General features: G+C 60.6%; 14 protein-coding genes, 1 tRNA gene and 1 riboswitch. Of the genes, 9 read left to right on the top strand and 6 right to left on the bottom strand.

Annotated features, from left to right (window positions below):
- Positions 1 to 96 precede the first annotated feature (96 nt).
- Positions 97 to 172, top strand: a tRNA-Asn gene (locus HNR62_RS04560).
- Between the two features lie 604 nt (positions 173 to 776).
- Here the strand turns inward: HNR62_RS04560 and nagE are convergent.
- The gene (nagE, locus tag HNR62_RS04555; RefSeq protein ID WP_204794893.1) at positions 777 to 2,279 is read right to left on the bottom strand and encodes an N-acetylglucosamine-specific PTS transporter subunit IIBC; all 1,503 of its coding nucleotides are present in this window, start codon (positions 2,277 to 2,279) and stop codon (positions 777 to 779) included.
- A 226-nt stretch (positions 2,280 to 2,505) separates the two neighbouring features.
- On the opposite strand from nagE, the gene nagA reads away from it, so the two are divergent.
- From nagA to HNR62_RS04525, 6 genes are all read left to right on the top strand, one after another.
- Positions 2,506 to 3,648 carry an N-acetylglucosamine-6-phosphate deacetylase gene (gene nagA, locus HNR62_RS04550; RefSeq protein WP_204794892.1) on the top strand — a complete coding sequence of 381 codons (1,143 nt, stop codon included), beginning with the start codon at positions 2,506 to 2,508 and terminating at the stop codon, positions 3,646 to 3,648.
- A gap of 28 nt (positions 3,649 to 3,676) precedes the next feature.
- Complete coding sequence (locus tag HNR62_RS04545; RefSeq protein WP_204794891.1) at positions 3,677 to 3,997, top strand: translation initiation factor; 321 nt, start codon at positions 3,677 to 3,679, stop codon at positions 3,995 to 3,997.
- Between the two features lie 345 nt (positions 3,998 to 4,342).
- Positions 4,343 to 4,900, top strand: a complete 558-nt coding sequence (locus HNR62_RS04540) for a TMEM165/GDT1 family protein (RefSeq protein WP_204794890.1) — start codon at positions 4,343 to 4,345, stop codon at positions 4,898 to 4,900.
- Between the two features lie 50 nt (positions 4,901 to 4,950).
- Positions 4,951 to 6,198: a D-amino acid dehydrogenase gene (locus HNR62_RS04535; RefSeq protein ID WP_204794889.1), complete on the top strand. Its 1,248-nt coding sequence runs from the start codon at positions 4,951 to 4,953 to the stop codon at positions 6,196 to 6,198.
- A gap of 274 nt (positions 6,199 to 6,472) precedes the next feature.
- The gene (locus tag HNR62_RS04530; RefSeq protein ID WP_204794944.1) at positions 6,473 to 7,441 is read left to right on the top strand and encodes a TAXI family TRAP transporter solute-binding subunit; all 969 of its coding nucleotides are present in this window, start codon (positions 6,473 to 6,475) and stop codon (positions 7,439 to 7,441) included.
- Between the two features lie 145 nt (positions 7,442 to 7,586).
- Complete coding sequence (locus tag HNR62_RS04525; protein ID WP_204794888.1) at positions 7,587 to 10,154, top strand: TRAP transporter permease; 2,568 nt, start codon at positions 7,587 to 7,589, stop codon at positions 10,152 to 10,154.
- Positions 10,155 to 10,444: 290 nt separating this feature from the next.
- Here the strand turns inward: HNR62_RS04525 and nhaD are convergent, their stop codons facing one another.
- On the bottom strand, positions 10,445 to 11,890 hold the full coding sequence (gene nhaD, locus HNR62_RS04520; RefSeq protein ID WP_204794887.1) for a sodium:proton antiporter NhaD: 1,446 nt from the start codon (positions 11,888 to 11,890) through the stop codon (positions 10,445 to 10,447).
- A gap of 253 nt (positions 11,891 to 12,143) precedes the next feature.
- Here nhaD and argA point away from each other — a divergent pair, with 253 nt between their 5' ends.
- The gene (gene argA / locus HNR62_RS04515; RefSeq protein ID WP_204794886.1) at positions 12,144 to 13,472 is read left to right on the top strand and encodes an amino-acid N-acetyltransferase; all 1,329 of its coding nucleotides are present in this window, start codon (positions 12,144 to 12,146) and stop codon (positions 13,470 to 13,472) included.
- Positions 13,473 to 13,551: 79 nt separating this feature from the next.
- Positions 13,552 to 13,722: riboswitch (Lysine riboswitch) on the top strand.
- A gap of 63 nt (positions 13,723 to 13,785) precedes the next feature.
- Positions 13,786 to 15,123, top strand: a complete 1,338-nt coding sequence (lysC, locus tag HNR62_RS04510; protein ID WP_204794885.1) for a lysine-sensitive aspartokinase 3 — start codon at positions 13,786 to 13,788, stop codon at positions 15,121 to 15,123.
- Between the two features lie 62 nt (positions 15,124 to 15,185).
- Here lysC and HNR62_RS04505 read toward each other — a convergent pair whose 3' ends face one another.
- From HNR62_RS04505 to HNR62_RS04490, 4 genes are all read right to left on the bottom strand, one after another.
- Entirely contained in the window at positions 15,186 to 16,469 is a 1,284-nt protein-coding gene (locus HNR62_RS04505; RefSeq protein ID WP_204794884.1) for an MgtC/SapB family protein, read from the bottom strand.
- The gene (locus HNR62_RS04500) at positions 16,462 to 16,881 is read right to left on the bottom strand and encodes a YkvA family protein (protein WP_204794883.1); all 420 of its coding nucleotides are present in this window, start codon (positions 16,879 to 16,881) and stop codon (positions 16,462 to 16,464) included. The genes HNR62_RS04505 and HNR62_RS04500 overlap by 8 nt, the downstream gene beginning before the upstream one ends.
- Positions 16,882 to 16,926: 45 nt before the next feature.
- Positions 16,927 to 18,048, bottom strand: a complete 1,122-nt coding sequence (ald, locus tag HNR62_RS04495) for an alanine dehydrogenase (protein WP_204794882.1) — start codon at positions 18,046 to 18,048, stop codon at positions 16,927 to 16,929.
- Positions 18,049 to 18,210: 162 nt separating this feature from the next.
- Entirely contained in the window at positions 18,211 to 18,756 is a 546-nt protein-coding gene (locus HNR62_RS04490) for a cupin domain-containing protein (RefSeq protein WP_239552591.1), read from the bottom strand.
- Positions 18,757 to 18,763 lie beyond the last annotated feature (7 nt).

Here is an 18,763-nt window from a genome sequence, read left to right as displayed (position 1 = left end):
CGGAAACTGCCGCTATTGCCTTCAGGGTCAAATTTCTCACTTTGTCCTTGACCCTGGGGGCCGGGCTGCGTATTATCTGCGGCCTCGTCACGAGATTCCCCCTTAGTTCAGTTGGTAGAACGCCGGACTGTTAATCCGTATGTCGCTGGTTCGAGTCCAGCAGGGGGAGCCAAATTTCACTCTGATTTTCTTGAGTTATCCACTACAAGCCCCGCACGTTTTTCAAAAAACCCACATTCTGTATCTTTACTCTAATGTCGCTGCTATCGTTCAGATATCGGGCGATGATTTGTTATGACTTTTTTCAAGTATTTGTTTTTCAATAACTTATTTTTTGGTTACTTTTTTGCCGTCTTATCGGAGAAGCCTGCCCTGACTGGCTTCTCACCGGTTTTGGGTGGGTAATCCACAACCTTATCCACAGAAATGGTGGATAAGTGTGCCTAACCCTGTCGGCACAAGGCTCAGGCCCGTTGTGCATAACATATTGAGCCTCATACTGCGCCGAGCACCCGCTTGACAGCCTGAACATTCCGGCTGCTGCAGCTCCGTCAGTGCCGCCGACTAATTGCAGTTAGCGGGCATATGGCGGCTGGCCTGTGCCGACTTAAACTGTTTTTTCAAGTGGTTTGTCTTGCTTATGCCCTGAAATAATAAAAACGGGGCCAACCATTGTCAGCCCCGCTTGAAATGCCGCTGTCTTCCGCCGTTCCGGTATCAAGCTGTTTCAGTATCAAACCGTTTCGTATCAAACCCTGTGTATCAAACCCTTTGTATCAAACCAGGGTGGTCAGCGCCTTGATGTCGGCGAGCAGCGTGTCCGCCCGAGGGCCGACGATCAACTGCAGGTTCTGCTTGCCGAGCCTCACCACGGCCGTGACCCCCAGTTCCGTCAGCCGGACTTCGTCGACCCGTCCCGGGTCCTTGAGGGTCAACCGCAGCCGGGTGATGCAGGCGTCGATCTGCTCCAGATTGTCCGCCCCCCCCAGGGCCGCCAGATAGGCCGCCGCCAGCTCGTGCGGCGCTATGGCCGCCATGTCACCGTCAATAAGCCGGGGGGCCTCTTCCCGCCCCGGCGTCTTGAGATTAAACACCCGGATGGCGAAGAAGAAGGTGAAAAAATAGAGGATGGCGAACAAGACGCCAATGGCCGGCAACGCCCAGGGCCGGGTGGCCAGCCCCCAGTTCAGCACAAAGTCGAACAGGCCGGCGGAAAAACCAAAGCCGTGCAGTACCCCGAACAGGTTGGCCACCACCAGTGCCAGCCCGGTCAGCAGCGCATGCAGAACATAGAGCAGCGGTGCCAGAAACAGGAAAGAAAACTCCAGTGGTTCGGTAATGCCGGTCAGCACTGAGGTCATCGCCAGTGACAGCAGCAGGCCCCCCACCTGGGCGCGTTTGCCCCTGGGCGCGGCTAATACCATGGCCAGCGCCCCCGCCGGCAAGCCAAACATCATCACCGGATAAAACCCGGCCATAAAGACCCCGGCGGTCGGGTCACCGGCGAAGAAGCGGTGCAGATCGCCCCGGGTCACCTCGGTGGCCAGCGCCTTGATCACGCCGCCGTCCACACCGGGCACGGGCCCCCCCACCGCCAGCGTGCCCACCAGCGCCGGATCCAGACACAACTGTTGCAGCTTGTCCGCCACCTCATAGGTCAGCATGAGGCAGTCCCCCAGACCGAACCAGAACAGGGAGTTCAGCACATGGTGCAGACCAACCGGAATCAGCCCACGGTTGAGCACACCATAAAAGAACTGACCAAGCGCCCCCGAAGTGGAGATGACAGCGCCGAAACTGTCGATGCCCTGCTGCAGGAAGGGCCAGACAAAACCGGCAATAAAGGCCGCCAACAATGCAAAGAGCCCGGTCACCATCGGCACCAGCCGCTTGCCAGCAAAGAAGGCCAGATAGTCGGGCAGCCGCACCCGATGAAAGCGATTATAACTGTGGCCGGCAATGATGCCGGCGATGATGCCACCGAAAAAAGACAGATCGATATCGCTGTCGATGGCGCTGGCGGCGCCGGTCAGCACAAAATAACCGACGGCACCGGCCAGGGCGGCGGAACCGGCGTCGTGTTGAGCCAGCCCCACCGCTATGCCCAGACCAAACAGCAGCGGCAGTTGATTGAAGATGGCCGCCCCCGCCTCGGCAATAAAGACGATACCCAGCAAATCCGGCTGCCCCAAACGCAACAGCAGCGCCGCCACCGGCAGCGTCGCTATGGGCAACATCAACGCCTTGCCCAGTTTCTGTAAATATCCCAATACATTCACGGCTAATCTCCTCAGGCAAGATGACTTGCAACCCAGTCGGTGCCGGCGTGAGCCTGACGGTGACGACAGCGTCTCTGTTTCTCCCCAAACTTGAAAATATGGTAGTCTTTCGACATATGGTTACCTTCAATATGGACGCATACGTCGGCTTACCGCCAGAATATCCACCGCGCTATCACTTCTTTATGTATGAACATCCGTTCCGGCACCAGGAGCCATCGTCGCCATGTTTGCCCTGACCCACTGCACCCTGTTTGACGGCGAGCAATTGCTCGACCATCAGGCGGTGGTGCTAGCACAAGACCGCATTGCCGCCATTCTGCCCGAGCAGGCGCTGGCCGCCGATCTGCCCCGCCACTCGCTGAACTGCGACCTGCTCTGCGCCGGTTTCATCGACCTGCAACTGAATGGCTGTGGCGGCGTCATGTTCAATGACAACATCAGCAGCGCCACCCTGGACACCATGCACAGGACCAACCTGAAGTCCGGTACTACCAGTTTTCTGCCCACGCTGATCACCTCTCCAGACCGGGATATGCAGCAGGCGGTCGCGGTCACCCAGGACTACATGGCACTGCATCAACATCGAGTGCCGGGGCTGCACCTGGAAGGCCCCTACACCAACCTCAAGCGCAAGGGCATTCATCCGGCCGCGCAGATCCGGCCGCTGGACGAGCCCATGCTGGACTTTTTATGCCGCCATGCGGCGGTCATCGCCAAAATCACCCTGGCCCCCGAATGCAACAACCCCGCTCATATTCGTCGCCTGAAAGCGGCCGGTATTCTGGTGGCCATGGGCCATACCGGCGCCAGTTATGACGAGGCCATGGCCGGTTTTGACGCCGGTGTCGGTTTTGCCACCCACCTTTACAATGCCATGACCCCAACCCTCAACGGCCGGGAGCCCGGCGCCGTCGGTGCCGTGTTCGATAACGACAGTATCTATGCCGGCATCATAGTGGACGGTTTTCATGTGCATGAGGCCAATGTGCGACTGGCACACCGGGTGCTGGGCCCGCGTCTGTGCCTGGTGACCGATGCCACCGCCGCCGCCGGGGCCGGCCCCGAGCTGACCCGGTTCGACTTTTGCGGCACCAGGGTCCTGGTGCGCGATGGCCGCTGTGTAGACCGGCATGGTACACTCGGCGGCTCGGCGCTGACCATGATAGCCGGGGTCAAGAACCTGGTTGAACGGGTCGGGTTGCCGCTGGAAGAAGCGCTGCGCATGGCCAGCCTCACTCCGGCCCGGGCCCTGGGGCTCGACCATGAACTTGGCTCCGTTGCCGTCGGCAAGGTGGCCAATCTGGTGGTGCTGAACAAGCAGCTGGACGTCACGGCCACCCTGGTCAACGGCCGCTTCAGCGCCTGACGTTATCACCGAACATCGAGTCTTAAATATGAACAAACTGGTATACAGCACGGATCCCGATTGGCAGGCCAAACAGGCCGATGCCTCGGCTTCCACCGACAGTCCCTTCCCCGACGATGGTGTGGTGCGCCTGCGCCGCGAAACCAAGGGCCGCAAGGGCGCCGGGGTGATTTGCGTGTACGGCGTGCCCACCGATCAGGTCGGCCCCCTGGCCAAGCAGCTGAAAAAACAGCTGGGCACCGGCGGTGCCGTGAAGAAGGGGGTGATCGAAATACAGGGCGACCGACTGGAGCAGGTGAGTACCCTGCTTGCCAAGGCCGGACTGAAAGTGAAAAAGGTTGGCGGTTAAGGCTGTGGGGTGAGGGGTAAGGGGTAAGGGGGAAGGGTGAAAGGTGAAGGGTGAGGGGTGAGGGGTGAGGGGTGAGGGGTGAGACAGGTTAAAGGCCGGTCTTGAAGTTGCCGCCCAAATCGCTAGAATAGCCGCTCCTGCACAAGGGGGAGTAGTCTCTTGCCGAAAGGCGAGACGGTCGTCAACATAATTGGTGAACATCACCATGGTGGCCGTGACCCGCGCCTGTCTTTATCGAGACAGCGGTGGTTTGACGAGACCTTTGACAGGCTGATGCCGATACCGGGGACGGGCGGCATGGCCTGCTCATTGGTTGTTAACACCCCGTCCCCCCGGTAAACTCTCTTGGAAGCACTGACTACCTCGACCCTGGCGGTCGCCATTGCAGAAATCGGCGACAAAACCCAACTGCTCGCCCTGTTGCTGAGCTGTCGTTTCAGAAAACCCCTGCCCATTATTGTCGGTATTCTTGCCGCGACCCTGCTCAACCACGGCCTCGCCGGCTGGGTCGGTGTCGGGGTACAGCACTGGCTGAGCCCGGACTGGCTACGCTACCTGCTGGCCACATCCTTCTTCGCCATGGCGGTCTGGATGCTGATCCCGGACAAGCTGGACGACGAAGACACCCCACTCCACCGTTACGGGCCCTTTATCACCACCTTGGTGCTGTTCTTTCTGGCAGAGATGGGCGACAAGACCCAGCTTGCCACCGTGCTGCTGGCGGCCCGTTTCGTGGACGACTTCTGGCTGGTGGTGGCCGGCACCACCCTCGGCATGATGGCCGCCAACGTGCCTGTGGTGTTACTCGGCAAAAACGGCTCCGAAAGAATACCAATGCGATGGGTTCACGGCGCCAGCGCCCTGCTCTTTCTGGTGCTGGGCATTACCACCCTGTGGTGGTAATAATGTGGCTACGCCTATGCGGAGGCGATTGAGTTTCGAAGGAGTCAGGCATGCGGGTCGCGATTATCGGGGGTGGGGTCATCGGCTTGACCACCGCCGCTGCATTGGTAAAAAAAGGGCACCAGGTCGAGCTGTTCGAGCAGCGGGATGCGGTTGCCATGGAAACCAGCTTCGCCAACGGCGGCCAGCTGAGCTATCGCTATGTGTCACCATTGGCGGATGCAGGGGTGCCGCTGCAGGCGCTGCGCTGGATGATGAAGAAGGATGCGCCGCTGCGTTTTCAACCACGCATGAGTCCGGATCAGTGGCGCTGGTGCCTGCGCTTCCTGCTGGCCTGCCGCCGAGGTGTTAACCGGTCCAATGGCGCACACCTGCTGCGGCTGGCGCTGCACAGCCAGTCGGTATTGCGTGACTGGCGAGAGGGCGATGGCCTGGATGGCTTCGCCTGGCGCGCCAACGGCAAGCTGGTGATTTATCGTGACGGCGCCAGCCTGAAAAAGGCCGCCGCCGGCCTCCCCCCCGACTCACCGCAACAGCTGCTGGACAGCCGGCAATGCATCGCGGCCGAGCCTGCTCTGGCCAGTCTGGCGTCGCAACTGCAGGGCGGTATTTTTTCGCCCGGCGACGAAGTGGGAGATTGCTATCTTTTCTGCCAACAGCTGCTGCTGCGCCTGCAAGAAGATGCCAACTTCAGGCTGCATACGGGGCAAGCCGTCAACAAGCTGCGCCTCGAACGCGGGCAGATCCGCGCCCTGTGTTTGCCGGACGGCGAGGTGGCGGTCGATCATCTGGTGGTGGCCGCCGGCATTGGCAGCGCCGCCCTGCTGCGACCACTGGGACTGAAGCTGCCGTTGTACCCCTTGAAGGGCTACAGCCTGACCCTGCCCGTGACCGATCACGCCACAGTGCCGCAGACCAATGTCACCGACTACGACCGTAAAATCGTCTACGCCCGCCTGGATGATCAACTGCGCGTTGCCGCCATGGTGGATATCGGCGACTGGAATACCGATCTCGACGCCAGCCGCCTTGCTTCGCTGCGCCAGCAGGCTCAGGCCTGTTTTCCGCATGCAGGGAATTACCAAACGGCCAAAGCCTGGGCCGGCCTGCGCCCCGCTACCCCCGAGGGCACCCCCTTGCTGGGACGCAGCGGCATCAAGAACCTGTGGCTTAACACGGGCCATGGCAGCCTGGGCTTTACCCTGGCCTGCGGCAGCGCCGATATCCTGGCCAGTCTGATCAACAGTGAGTCCACGGCTATTTCCCTGGAAGGCCTGGAACTGCTCTCCCGAGCTTGATACCGGCCTGTATTATTCTCGCTGTATCTATTCTCACGTTTTTATTGGCACTACTATTCGCACTACTATTATTCGCACTACTATGCTTACCCACTGTTATCAGACGACACCAATTGTTACAAAATAACAGTAATTGTTATCAACCATGTTTGATTAGCCAAAAGGAAAGTATTACATTAACGTGGCTGCCTCATATGAATACATATGAACAAGTATGTTAATCATAGGGATGAAAATGTTATTTGAAACATAACCCGAGGATATGGATATGGATATGCATAATCGTAATGTCATCAAGCTTGTTACCGGCGCCGTGACCGCCCTCCTGTTCAGCACCCAGGCCGGTGCCGAAGCGCGCTACGTCACCATAGGTACCGGCGGCCAGACCGGTGTTTATTACACCGCCGGCCAATCGGTGTGCCGTTTCCTCAATCGCGGTGCCGAAGAGCATGACATAAAATGTAATGCGCCCTCATCGGCAGGCAGTGTCGGCAATATCGTCTCGCTGCAAAACGGCGACTACGACTTCGGCTTTATCCAGTCCGATCACCAGTACAAGGCGCTGGAAGGTCTGGCTCCCTTCGACAAGAAACCGGTAAACAACCTGCGCGCCGTCTTTTCTCTGCAAAGCGAGATACTCACCATCGTGGTGCGTAACGACAGCAACATCAATGGCGTCGACGATCTCAAGGGCAAGCGGGTCAATATCGGCGTACCCGGCTCCGGTAGCCGCGATACCTTCGATGAGTTGATGCAGGCCAGCGGCTGGAGCAAGGACAGTTTCTCGCTGGCCGCCGAGCTGAAACCGGCAGAAATGGCCGCGGCCCTCGGCGACAACAACCTGGATGCCATTACCTATATGGTTGGTCACCCCAGCGGCGCCATTCAGGAAGCGCTGACCACCGCCGATGCCAAGCTGATCCCGGTTGAAGGCGCCGGGGCCGACAAGCTGCTGGAAAAAGCCAGCTACTTCACCCGCGCCAATATTCCCGCCGGCCTCTACCCGGGCGTTGACCAGCCTATTCCCTCCATCGGTGGCAAGGCGGTGCTGGCCACCACGGAGCAAGCCGACCCGGACGTGGTCTATCAACTGGTCAAGTCCGTGTTCGACAATCTGGAGCGCTTCAAGCGTCTGCACCCCGCCTTTGCCGATCTCAAGGCAGAAGACATGATCAGTGCCGGCATTACGGCGCCGCTGCATGAAGGTGCCGAACGTTTCTACAAGGAAAAAGGCTGGCTGTAACCGCCAACCAGCGACGCTGTAGGCCATGAGGTAACCGCCAGCGGGCATGCCGCCTGACACAGGTATCTTGTCGCCACCAACCTCTCCTGCCACAGCGGGAGGGGTTTTCTCCTTGCTGTTGCACCACCAAGATAGGTATCCCCCTATGTCAGAAAAACACTTGTCCGCAGAGGAGTTGATCGCCCAGGATGTCGGTGCGCGCACACCGGGTGGTATCATGGCCAGGGTGATCTCCGGACTGGCCCTGTTCTGGTCACTGTTCCAGCTCTGGATCGCCTCGCCATTGCCCTTCATCTTTGGTGTCGGCGTACTCAACAATACAGAAACACGCTCCATTCACCTCGCCTTTGCCTTGCTGCTGGCGTTTCTGGTGTTTCCCGCCTTCAGCAAATCGCCGCGACACCGGGTACCCCTGCTCGATATCGTGCTGGGACTGGTGGCTTCCGCGGCTGCCGCCTATCTGTTTATGTTTTATCAGGACTTGTCGCAGCGCCCCGGTAATCTGACCACTGCCGATTTGGTCACCGCCTGTGTCGGTATCACACTGCTGCTCGAAGCCACCCGCCGGGCGCTGGGCCCGCCGCTGGCGATCATCGCCCTGGTCTTTCTCGTCTACAGCCTGGCCGGCCCTTACATGCCGGATCTGCTGGCCCATCGCGGGGTCAGCTTCAACGCCCTGGCCAATCATCAGTGGATCACCACCGAAGGCGTATTCGGTATCGCCCTCGGCGTGTCCACCAGCTTCGTGTTTCTGTTCGTGCTGTTCGGTGCTCTGCTCGAGCGCGCCGGTGCCGGCCATTACTTCATTCAGCTCGCGTTCAGCCTGCTCGGCCATCTGCGTGGTGGCCCGGCCAAGGCGGCGGTGGTCGCCTCCGGGCTGACCGGGATGATCTCCGGTTCTTCCATCGCCAACGTAGTGACCACCGGCACCTTCACCATCCCCATGATGAAGCGCACCGGCTTCTCCGCCGAGAAGGCCGGCGCGGTTGAAGTCGCCTCTTCGGTGAACGGCCAGATCATGCCTCCCGTCATGGGCGCAGCGGCCTTTTTGATGGTCGAATACATCGGCATGCCCTATGTCGACATCATCAAACACGCCTTTTTGCCGGCGGCCATCTCCTATATCGCCCTGCTGTACATAGTGCATCTGGAGTCACTCAAACTCGGTCTGCAGCCGATTGGCGGCCATCAGCCCAGGCCCTGGCTGCGCCGTCTGACCGGCTTTGCCTTTGGTGCGGCGCTGATCAGCGGCCTGTCACTGGCCGTCTATTATGGCCTGGGCTGGCTCAAACCCGTGCTGGGCGATTATGTGCTGGAAGGCGTCGGCCTGCTGCTGGCGCTGGCCTATCTGGGTCTGCTGAAAATTGCCGCCAGCGTCGCTCCGCTGGCGCCGGAAGACCCCAGCGCGCCACTCGACGCCCTGCCGCAAACCCGGGCCGTGCTGCTGTCCGGCCTGCACTTTCTGCTGCCGGTGGTAGTGCTGGTCTGGTGTCTGATGGTCGAGCGTCTGTCACCCGGGCTATCCGCCTTCTGGGGCAGCATGATGCTGGTGGTCATACTGCTGACCCAGCGCCCGCTGCTGAGCTGGATGCGCACCGACGGTCTGCACGAGCACGGCAACTTCATGGACGGCCTCGTCGATCTGCGCGAGGGTCTGCTGGCCGGCGCCCGCAACATGATCGGCATCGGCATCGCGACCGCCGCTGCGGGCCTGATCGTCGGTGCCGTGTCACAGACCGGGGTCGGCCTGGTGCTGGCCGATCTGGTCGAGCTGCTGTCGATGGGCAACCTGCTGCTGATGCTGATATTCATCGCGATATTCAGCCTGATCCTGGGCATGGGGCTACCGACCACCGCCAACTACATAGTGGTGTCCAGCCTGCTGGCACCCGTGGTGGTGACCCTGGGCCAGCAAAACGGCCTGATAGTGCCCCTGATAGCGGTGCACCTGTTCGTGTTCTACTTCGGCATCATGGCCGATGTGACCCCACCGGTGGGGTTGGCCTCGTTTGCCGCCGCCGCCGTGTCCAAGGGTGATCCGATCAAGACCGGCGTCACCGCCTTCTACTACAGTTTGCGCACCGCCGCCCTGCCCTTCCTGTTCATCTTCAACACGGATCTGCTGCTGATTGACGTGAGCTTCTGGCACGGCGTGCTCATCTTCGTGATCTCCACCGCCGCCATGCTGATCTTCGCCGCCGGTACCCAGGGCTTTTTCCTGGTGCGCAGCCGCTGGTACGAAGGGATTTTGCTGCTGCTGGTGGCCTTCACCCTGTTCCGCCCGGGGTTCTGGATGGACATGCTGCATGACCCCTATCGCGAGGTGCCACCGGCGCAACTGGAGCAGGTGATCGGCGAGATTGATACCGAGAGCAAGCTGCGCCTGCGCATACTCGGCGAAGATGCGGTAGGCGACCCGCAGGAATTCAGCCTGTTGCTGCCGGTACCGGCAGGAGACACCGGCGCGGAACGACTGCAGAAGCTCGGCATCCTGCTTTATGAAGATAATGGCAAGGTGCTGATCGACAGCGTGGCCTTCGCCAGCCCGGCCGCCGATGCCGGTCTGGATTTCGATCAGGAAATCCTGCTGGTGCGCGCGCCGACCGAGCGCTGGACCAAGGAGCTGATGTGGATCCCCGGCTTCCTGTTGTTCGGCCTGGTAGTCTGGCTGCAACGCCGCCGCCAAACGCCGTTACCCGGCGTCGCCGGTTGAATTGAGCCGGCAAAAATAAAACAAACGCCCCTGAAAGCCGAGCGCTTTCAGGGGCGTTATTATTGTTATTGTTGTTAAGTAATGCTGCATAACAGCTATGGCTCTGTCGTCATTCCCGCGAAGGCGGGAATCCAGGACTTGTGGCGCAGAACGGTCAGGCTGCTGGTTGCCTGCAAAGGCACTGGACCCCCGCCTTCGCGAGGGTGACGATAAAGGCAAGCCAGCGCCAGAATCCATATCAGTTATAGGGTGTTGCTTATTGTTGTTGGCTCATGGCCGAGGGCCAGGGTTCAGCCAAACACCTTGAAGCTGTCGGCATTCAGCCACAGGTGCGCCAGAATACTCGCCACATAACCGAGGAAGATCACCGGGGCCCACTTGAGATGGCCGAAAAAGGTATACATGCCCCGGGCCTGACCCATCAGCGCCACGCCGGCAGCCGAGCCGATGGACAAGAGGCTGCCGCCCACCCCGGCGGTCAGGGTGATCAGCAGCCAGTTGCCATGGGACATTTCCGGCTGCATGGACAGCACCGCGAACATCACCGGTATGTTATCCACCACCGCCGACACCACGCCCAGCGCAATGTTGGCATACACCGCATCCCAGCCGCCGTAGAGCAGCTCGGACACCAGCGCCAGGTAGCCCATGAACCCCAGACCGCCTACACACATCACCACCCCGTAGAAAAACAGCAGCGTATCCCACTCGGCCCGTGCGATTCGGCTAAACACGTCAAAGGGCACCACACTGCCCAGCCGCTTGAGTGCCTCTTCATCGCCCCGCTTTTCGGCCATCACCCGCTTGCGCGCCAGTGAGCCCGGCAGGGTTCGCCGCAGGTAATAACCGAAGAACTGCAGGTAACCCAAACCGGTCATCATGCCCAGTACCGGCGGCAGGTTCAGCAGACTGTGGCAGGCCACGGCGGTGGCGATGGTCAGCAGAAACAGCAGCACGATGCGAATGGCGCCGCGTTTGACTTCCACTTCTTCGTAGAGGGCGGCGGGTTTGCGGTTTTCGATAAAGAAGCCCATCACCAGTGCCGGCACCAGATAGTTGATCAACGCAGGAATGAACAGGATGAAGAACTCGTTGAACTTGATGATACCGGCCTGCCAGACCATCAGGGTGGTGATGTCGCCGAAGGGACTGAAGGCGCCGCCGGCGTTGGCGGCAATAACAATATTGATGCAGCACAGGTTGATGAAACGCTTGTCCCCTTCCGCCACCTTGATCACCACGGCACACATCAGCAGCGCCGTGGTCAGGTTATCGGCAATGGGAGAAATAAAGAAGGCCAGAAACCCCGTCATCCAGAACAGCGATTTGTAGCTGAACCCCTTGCGTACCATCCAGGCCCGCAGGGCATCGAACAGCCGGCGCTCTTCCATGGCGTTGATATAGGTCATGGCCACCAGCAGGAACAGCAGCAGTTCGGAATACTCCAGCAGGTTATGCCGAAACGAGGCTTCCGTTACACCGGGGATCCCGTTGACCATATAGGTCCAGCCGATGGCAACCCAGATGATACCGGCCGCAATCAGCACCGGCTTGGACTTGCGCAGATGGAGGTATTCTTCGCCCATCACCAGCAGATAGGCGATAATGAAGATGGCAACGGTAAAAATACCGACAGCAGAAGAGGTCAGGTCCAGAGGGCCCGCGGCCGCGAAAACAGAGGAGCTGAACAGTGCTGTCAGCCCTCCCAGAGTGAGTAAGCACAGTTTCCTTTGCATTGTTTTTTTCTCGCTTTTGTTATTTTGGCTATCGCTACCGGGGTGCCTGGTCATCCTAAGGTCAACCCCGTTGAAAAGACTAACATAAAGCACTTGTCAAGGCAGGCCGCTTTATCGGTGCTCGATCGCATTTATCATATCGAAAGGCAGCTCGGTCATCTCGAACCGCCCGCCAAAAAAGTAAATATTTAGTCTTGTTTTTTGCATTATTTTTCACGATCATGCGTTTTTGTTTTCGCTTTAAGGACTGCCCGTGCGCGATAATGATGCCGCCCTGATCAAGGCGTTTCGTCAATCCAGCCCCTATGTCAATCTGCACCGGGGCGCCACCTTCGTGGTCATGCTCGGTGGCGAAGCCATCGAGCAGGACAATTTCCCCAATATCATCACCGATATCGCGCTGCTGACCAGCCTCGGCATCCGGTTGGTCATCGTCTTTGGCGCCCGGCCACAAATCGATCGGGGGCTGGAAGAAGCCGGGCTGGAAAATGTCTTTCACAAGCATACCCGGGTGACCGACGAGCACAGTTTTCGCGTCATCAAGAATGTCTGCGGTGGCTTGCAGATGGACATCATGGCCCGGTTGTCGATGGGGCTTGTCAATACCCCCATGCAGAACGCCCGCATCAACGTGGTGACCGGCAACTTTGTCACCGCGCAGCCGCTGGGGGTGGATGATGGCGTGGATTATCAGCATTCCGGCCGGGTACGCCGCATTCATACCGACACCATTCATCATCAGCTGGCCAATGGCGCCACCGTTCTGATCTCTCCCATCGGTTTCTCGGTGACCGGCGAAAGCTTCAACCTGTCTTCCGAAGAGCTGGCCCGGCGCCTGGCCATCGAACTCAAGGCCGAGAAACTGATTGGCTTCTGCTCCCAGCGCGGCGTGATCGACGACGAGGGCGTGGCCATTCCGGAACTCTTTCCCGAGCAGGCCGAAGAACATCTGCAGCGCCTGCTGTCCGATGGCGAGACCCTGTCCAGCACCGCCCGTTATCTGCGGGCGGCCATTTCCAGCTGTCGCGCCGGGGTTCCCCGCAGCCATCTGGTGAGCTACAAGGAAGACGGGGCCCTGATTCAAGAGCTGTTCACCCGTGACGGTCTGGGCACTCAGCTGGTCAGCCTGAGTGCCGAACAGGCCCGCCAGGCCCGTATCGACGACATCGGCGGCATCCTGGACCTGATCCGCCCGATGGAGGAAGAAGGCATCCTGGTGCGCCGCTCCCGCGAGCAGCTGGAAATGGAAGTCGATCAGTTCACCATCATAGAGAAAGACGGCGCCATCATCGGCTGCGCCGCCCTCTACCCCTTCCCGGAAGAGGCGATGGCGGAAATGGCCTGTGTGGCCATTCACCCGGATTATCGCCGGGGCAGCCGGGGCGACATGCTGTTGCAAAAGGTGGAAGAGCAGGCCAAGAAACGCGGCATGAGCCGGCTGTTTATCCTGACCACCCGTTCCATTCACTGGTTTCGGGAGCGCGGCTTCGAACCGGTGGATGTGAGCGCCCTGCCGATGGGCAAGCAGGCGCTCTACAATTACCAGCGTCGTTCCAAGATCATGATGAAAGATCTGATATAACGCTGAAACAGCATGAATTTTCCCACTTAATGATTGACAGAAACTGTCATAATAAGTACTTATATGACAGCCCGACTATCGGGCAAGAAGAGGCGCGTTATTCAGGCAGCCGGCAGGAGGAGCTCCCACTCCCAGGATCGCCGGTCAGGGGAGATAACGCCGAGAGGATGATACGGGGCAGCGTATCCTCCTCGGCTACGAGGGCTGAATCCTTCGGGTTGTCACCTGTGGGTGGCGTGCTTCTAAGTGACCTTCCCCGTCTCTGCAGCCGTTTCCCCGTTACTTACTATATGCACACATCAAGGAGCTGCACTTGAGTCAGTTAACCGTTGCCAAATTTGGCGGAACCAGCGTCGCCGATGCCGATGCCATGGGCCGCTGCGCCGCCATTCTCGAACAAAACCCCGATACCCGTCTGGCGGTACTGAGCGCCAGCTCCGGCGTGACCAACCTGCTGGTGGCCCTGGCCTCGGGCGAACAAGATCCCGCCTCGCGTGCCACCCTGCTGCAACAGTTGACCGATATTCAGCAAGGTATTCTCGACAGCCTGGACAAGCCCGAGATGCTGACCCGGCATATCGAGGATATTCTGGTCCATATCAAGGAGCTGGCCGACAGTGCCGCCATCAGCCCCACCAAGGCGCTGCACGATGAAATCGTGGCCCAGGGCGAGCTGATGTCTACCCGGCTGTTCGTGGAGCTGCTGCGCCATCGCGGCACCCCGGCGGTATGGTTTGATGTGCGCAAGGTGATGCGCACCGACGATCGTTTCAGCCGCGCCAGCCCCGATCTGGCCACCCTGGGCGCCGAGGTGGAAAAAGAACTCAAGCCCCTGTGTGACAACCAGCTGGTGGTGACCCAGGGCTTTATCGGCGCCGCTCAGGACGGCCGCACCACCACCCTGGGCCGGGGCGGCAGCGATTTTTCCGCCGCCCTGCTGGGCGAGGCGCTGGACGCCGGCGCCGTGCAGATCTGGACCGACGTGCCCGGCATCTACACCACGGATCCGCGGCTGGTAAGCGAGGCCCGCGCCATTCCCGAAATCAGCTTCAGCGAAGCCTCCGAAATGGCCACCTTCGGTGCCAAGGTGCTGCACCCCGCCACCCTGCAACCGGCGGTACGCAAGCAGATTCCGGTGTTTGTGGGCTCCAGCAAGGCGCCGGAAGCCGGTGGCACCTGGATTCGCAACAGCACCCCCAGCCAGCCGCTGTTCCGCGCCCTGGCTCTGCGCCGCAATCAGGTGCTGCTGACCCTGACCAACCAGAGCATGTTTCAGGTACACGGTTTTCTGGCCGAGGTATTCGGTATTCTGGCCAAGCACAAGATTTCGGTCGACCTGATCACCACCTCGGAAATTTGTGTGTCCCTGACCCTGGACGCCGGCGCCGAGCTGCTGACCGACGAGGTGCAGGCCGAGCTCGGCAAACACTGCCACCTCAAGGTCGAACAGGGCCTGGCACTGGTCGCCCTGATCGGCAACCGCATGAGCGAAGTCAACGGTACCGGCACCCGGGTATTTCAGGCGCTGGAAAACGTCAACATCCGCATGATCTGCTACGGTGCCAGTCCGCACAACCTGTGCTTCCTGGTACAGGAAGACAGCGCCAATCAGGTGATCATCGACCTGCACCGGGAGCTGCTGCCGGCATAAGCGCCGTGCGCTTCACCTGCACACGGGTCTGTTGACCCCAGGGCCCGGCTTGCCGGGCCTTTTCAATTCGCTCCCCAGGCCACCAGTAAACCGCCCAGCAGCGACGCCGCCATGGCCAGCGCGACGCGACGCCCCAACGCCCTGTCTCCCAGCGTCAGTGCCATCGCCGTTTTCACCAGATTATTCACCGAGGCCGCCAGCACGATGCCGAGCACGGCGGTGCCGTGATCGATGCCCGTGAGCGACATCCGGCTCAGCGACAGGGTAATGGCATCCACATCGCTCGCCCCCGAGGCCAGCGCCAGCAGCAGGATACCGGCATTCCCCATCAGCGCCTTCAGCCATTCGCCGAGCAGCATGATCACCAGGATCAGCCCCCCGAAGAAAAACGCCGCCTTCAAATCGAGCGGGTTTATGTCGAGGCTGGGCTGATCCACCGCCTCCCCTACCCGGTGCCGATACCAGATCACCGCCGCCGGGCCATACAGCAACAGGGTCATCACCAGCACCGGCCACCACAGCTCGGCCAGCAACGCCGGGTTGATCAGCGCACAATAGACCAGAATACGGGGAAACATGGTGCCACAGGCCAGCAAGATGCCGGCGGCCAGCAGGGGGGCCAGCATCGGCGAGGTGCGTGACAGCCGGGCATAATGCAGGGTCAGGGCCGTGGACGACGTCAGGCCGGCACACAGACTGGTAAAGAGGATGCCCTTCTCGGTACCCCCCAGCCGGATGGCAAAATAGCCGAGAAAGGAAATGGAGGCGATCAGCACCACCATCCACCAGATTTCAAAGGGATTGATGGCGCCGCCCGGTCCCATGGCCCGGTTGGGCAACAAGGGCAGCATCACCACCGAAATCAGCAGCAGCTTGAGCCCCGCATCCAGCTCGTGCTCCTGCAGTTTTTGCAGCAGGCCGTGGATTTCGCGCTTGTTATCGAGAATAAAGGCGGTGATCACCGCCGCGGTGGCGGCGATGGCCGGATCATCGAGCAGTGCCAGGGCGCCGAAGCAGAAGGTGAGCGCCAGCCCTATGCTGCCGGTGATGCTGTAGTCGGCCAGCTCCCGGCTGCGCGCCCGGTAGGACACCAGCGTCAGCGCCACTATGCCCAGCAGGCCCACGCCAGTCAGCCACTGCCCCACATGACTGCCAAGCACCGCCACCAGACCGCCAAACAGACCGACCAGCGCGTGGGTGCGTATCCCGGCCACCCGCTGGCCGGCCTGGCTGTCCCGGCTTTGCCAGCCGCGCTGAATGCCGATAAGGGTACCCAGCAACAAGGCCAGCCCCAGCCGGATCAGGGTGCCATGATCGGCCAGCAGACGGAAACCCGGTTCATTCATGCGGCCGCTGTGCTTTCCACCGCGCGTATTGGGCCAGATCGGCGCGAGCCAGATCCAGCGCCAGCTTGATCACCAGCGCATCATCCAGATAACCGGCCAGCGGCAGAAAATCCGGCACCACGTCCAGCGGCGATACAAAATAGATAACGGCCCCGGTGATGGCGGCGAGCACCTTCCAGGGCACGGCCCGGTAGTCGCCCTTGCGATAGTCGTTGAGCAGGCTGACCATCAGCTGCAGTTCCTGCCACCATTCGGCCAGCGAGCCCGGCGGCCTGTCGCCGAATGTGTTCAGCTTGCGCTCGCCCTGACGGGCCGCCTGCTGCAGCTCGGTATCGCCCACTTCGTCCATGCCATTGATAAATCGCGCCCGGGCCCGCGCTTCCTGTTCTTTGCTCAATTTGCTCAATGCCATTTTCGTCTCCCCCTGCATGAGAAAACCGGCCTGTTCACGCCGTTTTCAGCCCGTTGCCAGCGCCTGTGCCAGCGGGGTATGGTCCAACCCATGGGCTTCGGCCACCGCCTGACAGGTGATGTTGCCCCGATGCACGTTGAGGCCATTCGCCAGGTGTGTATCCTGCTGCAGCGCCTGCTGCCAGCCCTGGCTGGCCAGCGCCTGAATGAAGGGCAAGGTGGCGTTGGTCAGAGCAAAGGTGGAGGTGCGGGCCACCGCCCCCGGCATATTGGCCACACAATAATGCACTATGCCGTCCACTTCGAAGGTCGGCTGCTGATGGGTGGTGGCACGGCTGGTCTCGAAACAACCGCCCTGATCGATGGCCACATCCACCAGCACGGCACCCTGGGGCAGCAGTTTGAGCATGTCGCGGGTCACCAGCCTGGGCGCCGCGGCCCCCGGGATCAGCACGGCGCCGATGACCAGATCGCTGCGCGTCAGTTCAAACTCGATATTGTCGGTGGTGGAATACAGGGTCTTCAACCCCGGACCATAAAGACCGTCCAGCTCTTTCAAGCGGGTCAGCGACTTGTCGAGTATGGTCACATCGGCGCCCAGGCCGAGCGCCATGCGGGCGGCATTGATGCCCACCACGCCGCCGCCCAGCACCAGTACCCGGCCCGGGGCTACGCCCGGTACGCCGCCCAGCAGCACGCCTCGCCCGCCCTGGGCTTTTTCCAGACAGTGGGCGCCGGCCTGTACCGCCATGCGACCGGCCACCTCGCTCATGGGCGCCAGCAACGGCAGACCGCCCCGGGCATCGGTGACGGTCTCGTAGGCGATGGCGGTACAACCGGACGTCAGCAACCCCTGTGTCTGAGCCAGATCCGGCGCCAGATGCAGGTAGGTAAACAGCAACTGGCCGGGCCTCAGCCGTTGGTATTCCTCAGGCTGAGGCTCCTTGACCTTGACCACCATCTCCGCCCGCGCAAAGAGGTCGCTCGCCGCTGGTACCAGCTCGGCGCCGGCGGCGGCGTAATCGTCATCGAGCAGGCCGATGCCGCTGCCGGCGCCGCATTGCACCAGCACTTTGTGGCCATCGCGTACCAGCTCCTTGACGCCACCCGGCGTCATGCCGACCCGATATTCATTGTTCTTTATTTCCCGTGGTACACCGATGTCCATAACCACCTCTTTGTGCAATCTTTTTGTGCAATCTTGTCATTGACACTGTACCGGAGTGACGCCGCAGACGCCTCCGCTAAACAACCGCTTGTCTTCATCTTGCGCGTTTACGTTTTCACATTCAATCCTCCACGGGAGAGAGGAAGCACCGGCGCTCACGCCCTAGAAGGTAGGCGGGGTCGCCGCCGAGATCAGCTCGCACGGATCCTTGCCGATATTGCGGAATCGATGGGGCTGGCGGGTATCGAAATAATAACCATCGCCGGCCCGCAGCACGCAGCACTGTTCCCCCACCGTGACCTCGATTTCGCCACTCAGCACCAGACCGGCTTCCTCCGCCTCGTTGCTCAGCATCTCGGGACCGGTATCGGCACCGGGCGGATACCGTTCCCGTTGCAGCGCCAGCTTGTGGCCCCGGTGCAACGGGCCCAGCAGCCACATCTGCACCTCGCCGCTGGACATGGGCAACATCTCCTGCCGTCGAAAAAAACACCGGCGAACCGGCTCCTGTTCCAGGCTGAAAAAGGCGCCCATGGTGATGGGAAAGCCGTCCAGTATCCGCTTGAGCGTGGCCACCGACGGATTCACCGCCGCCTGCTCGATTTGCGAGATCAGGCTGTTGTTCACCCCGGCCCGGCGGGCCAGCTCACGCTGGGTCAGCCCATATCGGCCCCGCAGCCATTTCAGTCGTTCGGCAAGCTCCATCATGTTATCT

It is taken from the genome of Oceanisphaera litoralis, from assembly GCF_016907015.1.
Lineage (GTDB): Bacteria > Pseudomonadota > Gammaproteobacteria > Enterobacterales > Aeromonadaceae > Oceanimonas > Oceanimonas litoralis.
This window is presented reverse-complemented; position numbering and strand designations above follow the sequence as displayed.

Bases quoted from the DNA above. Each gene is read 5' to 3' on its own strand.
- HNR62_RS04505 (WP_204794884.1), bottom strand. From the start codon at position 16,469: ATGAATGAACCGGGTTTCCGTCTGCTGGCCGATCATGGCACCCTGATC.
- nagA (WP_204794892.1), top strand. From the start codon at position 2,506: ATGTTTGCCCTGACCCACTGCACCCTGTTTGACGGCGAGCAATTGCTC.
- HNR62_RS04530 (WP_204794944.1), top strand. From the start codon at position 6,473: ATGCATAATCGTAATGTCATCAAGCTTGTTACCGGCGCCGTGACCGCC.
- HNR62_RS04545 (WP_204794891.1), top strand. From the start codon at position 3,677: ATGAACAAACTGGTATACAGCACGGATCCCGATTGGCAGGCCAAACAG.
- HNR62_RS04525 (WP_204794888.1), top strand. From the start codon at position 7,587: ATGTCAGAAAAACACTTGTCCGCAGAGGAGTTGATCGCCCAGGATGTC.
- nhaD (WP_204794887.1), bottom strand. From the start codon at position 11,890: ATGCAAAGGAAACTGTGCTTACTCACTCTGGGAGGGCTGACAGCACTG.
- HNR62_RS04490 (WP_239552591.1), bottom strand. From the start codon at position 18,756: ATGATGGAGCTTGCCGAACGACTGAAATGGCTGCGGGGCCGATATGGG.
- HNR62_RS04535 (WP_204794889.1), top strand. From the start codon at position 4,951: ATGCGGGTCGCGATTATCGGGGGTGGGGTCATCGGCTTGACCACCGCC.
- ald (WP_204794882.1), bottom strand. From the start codon at position 18,048: ATGGACATCGGTGTACCACGGGAAATAAAGAACAATGAATATCGGGTC.
- HNR62_RS04500 (WP_204794883.1), bottom strand. From the start codon at position 16,881: ATGGCATTGAGCAAATTGAGCAAAGAACAGGAAGCGCGGGCCCGGGCG.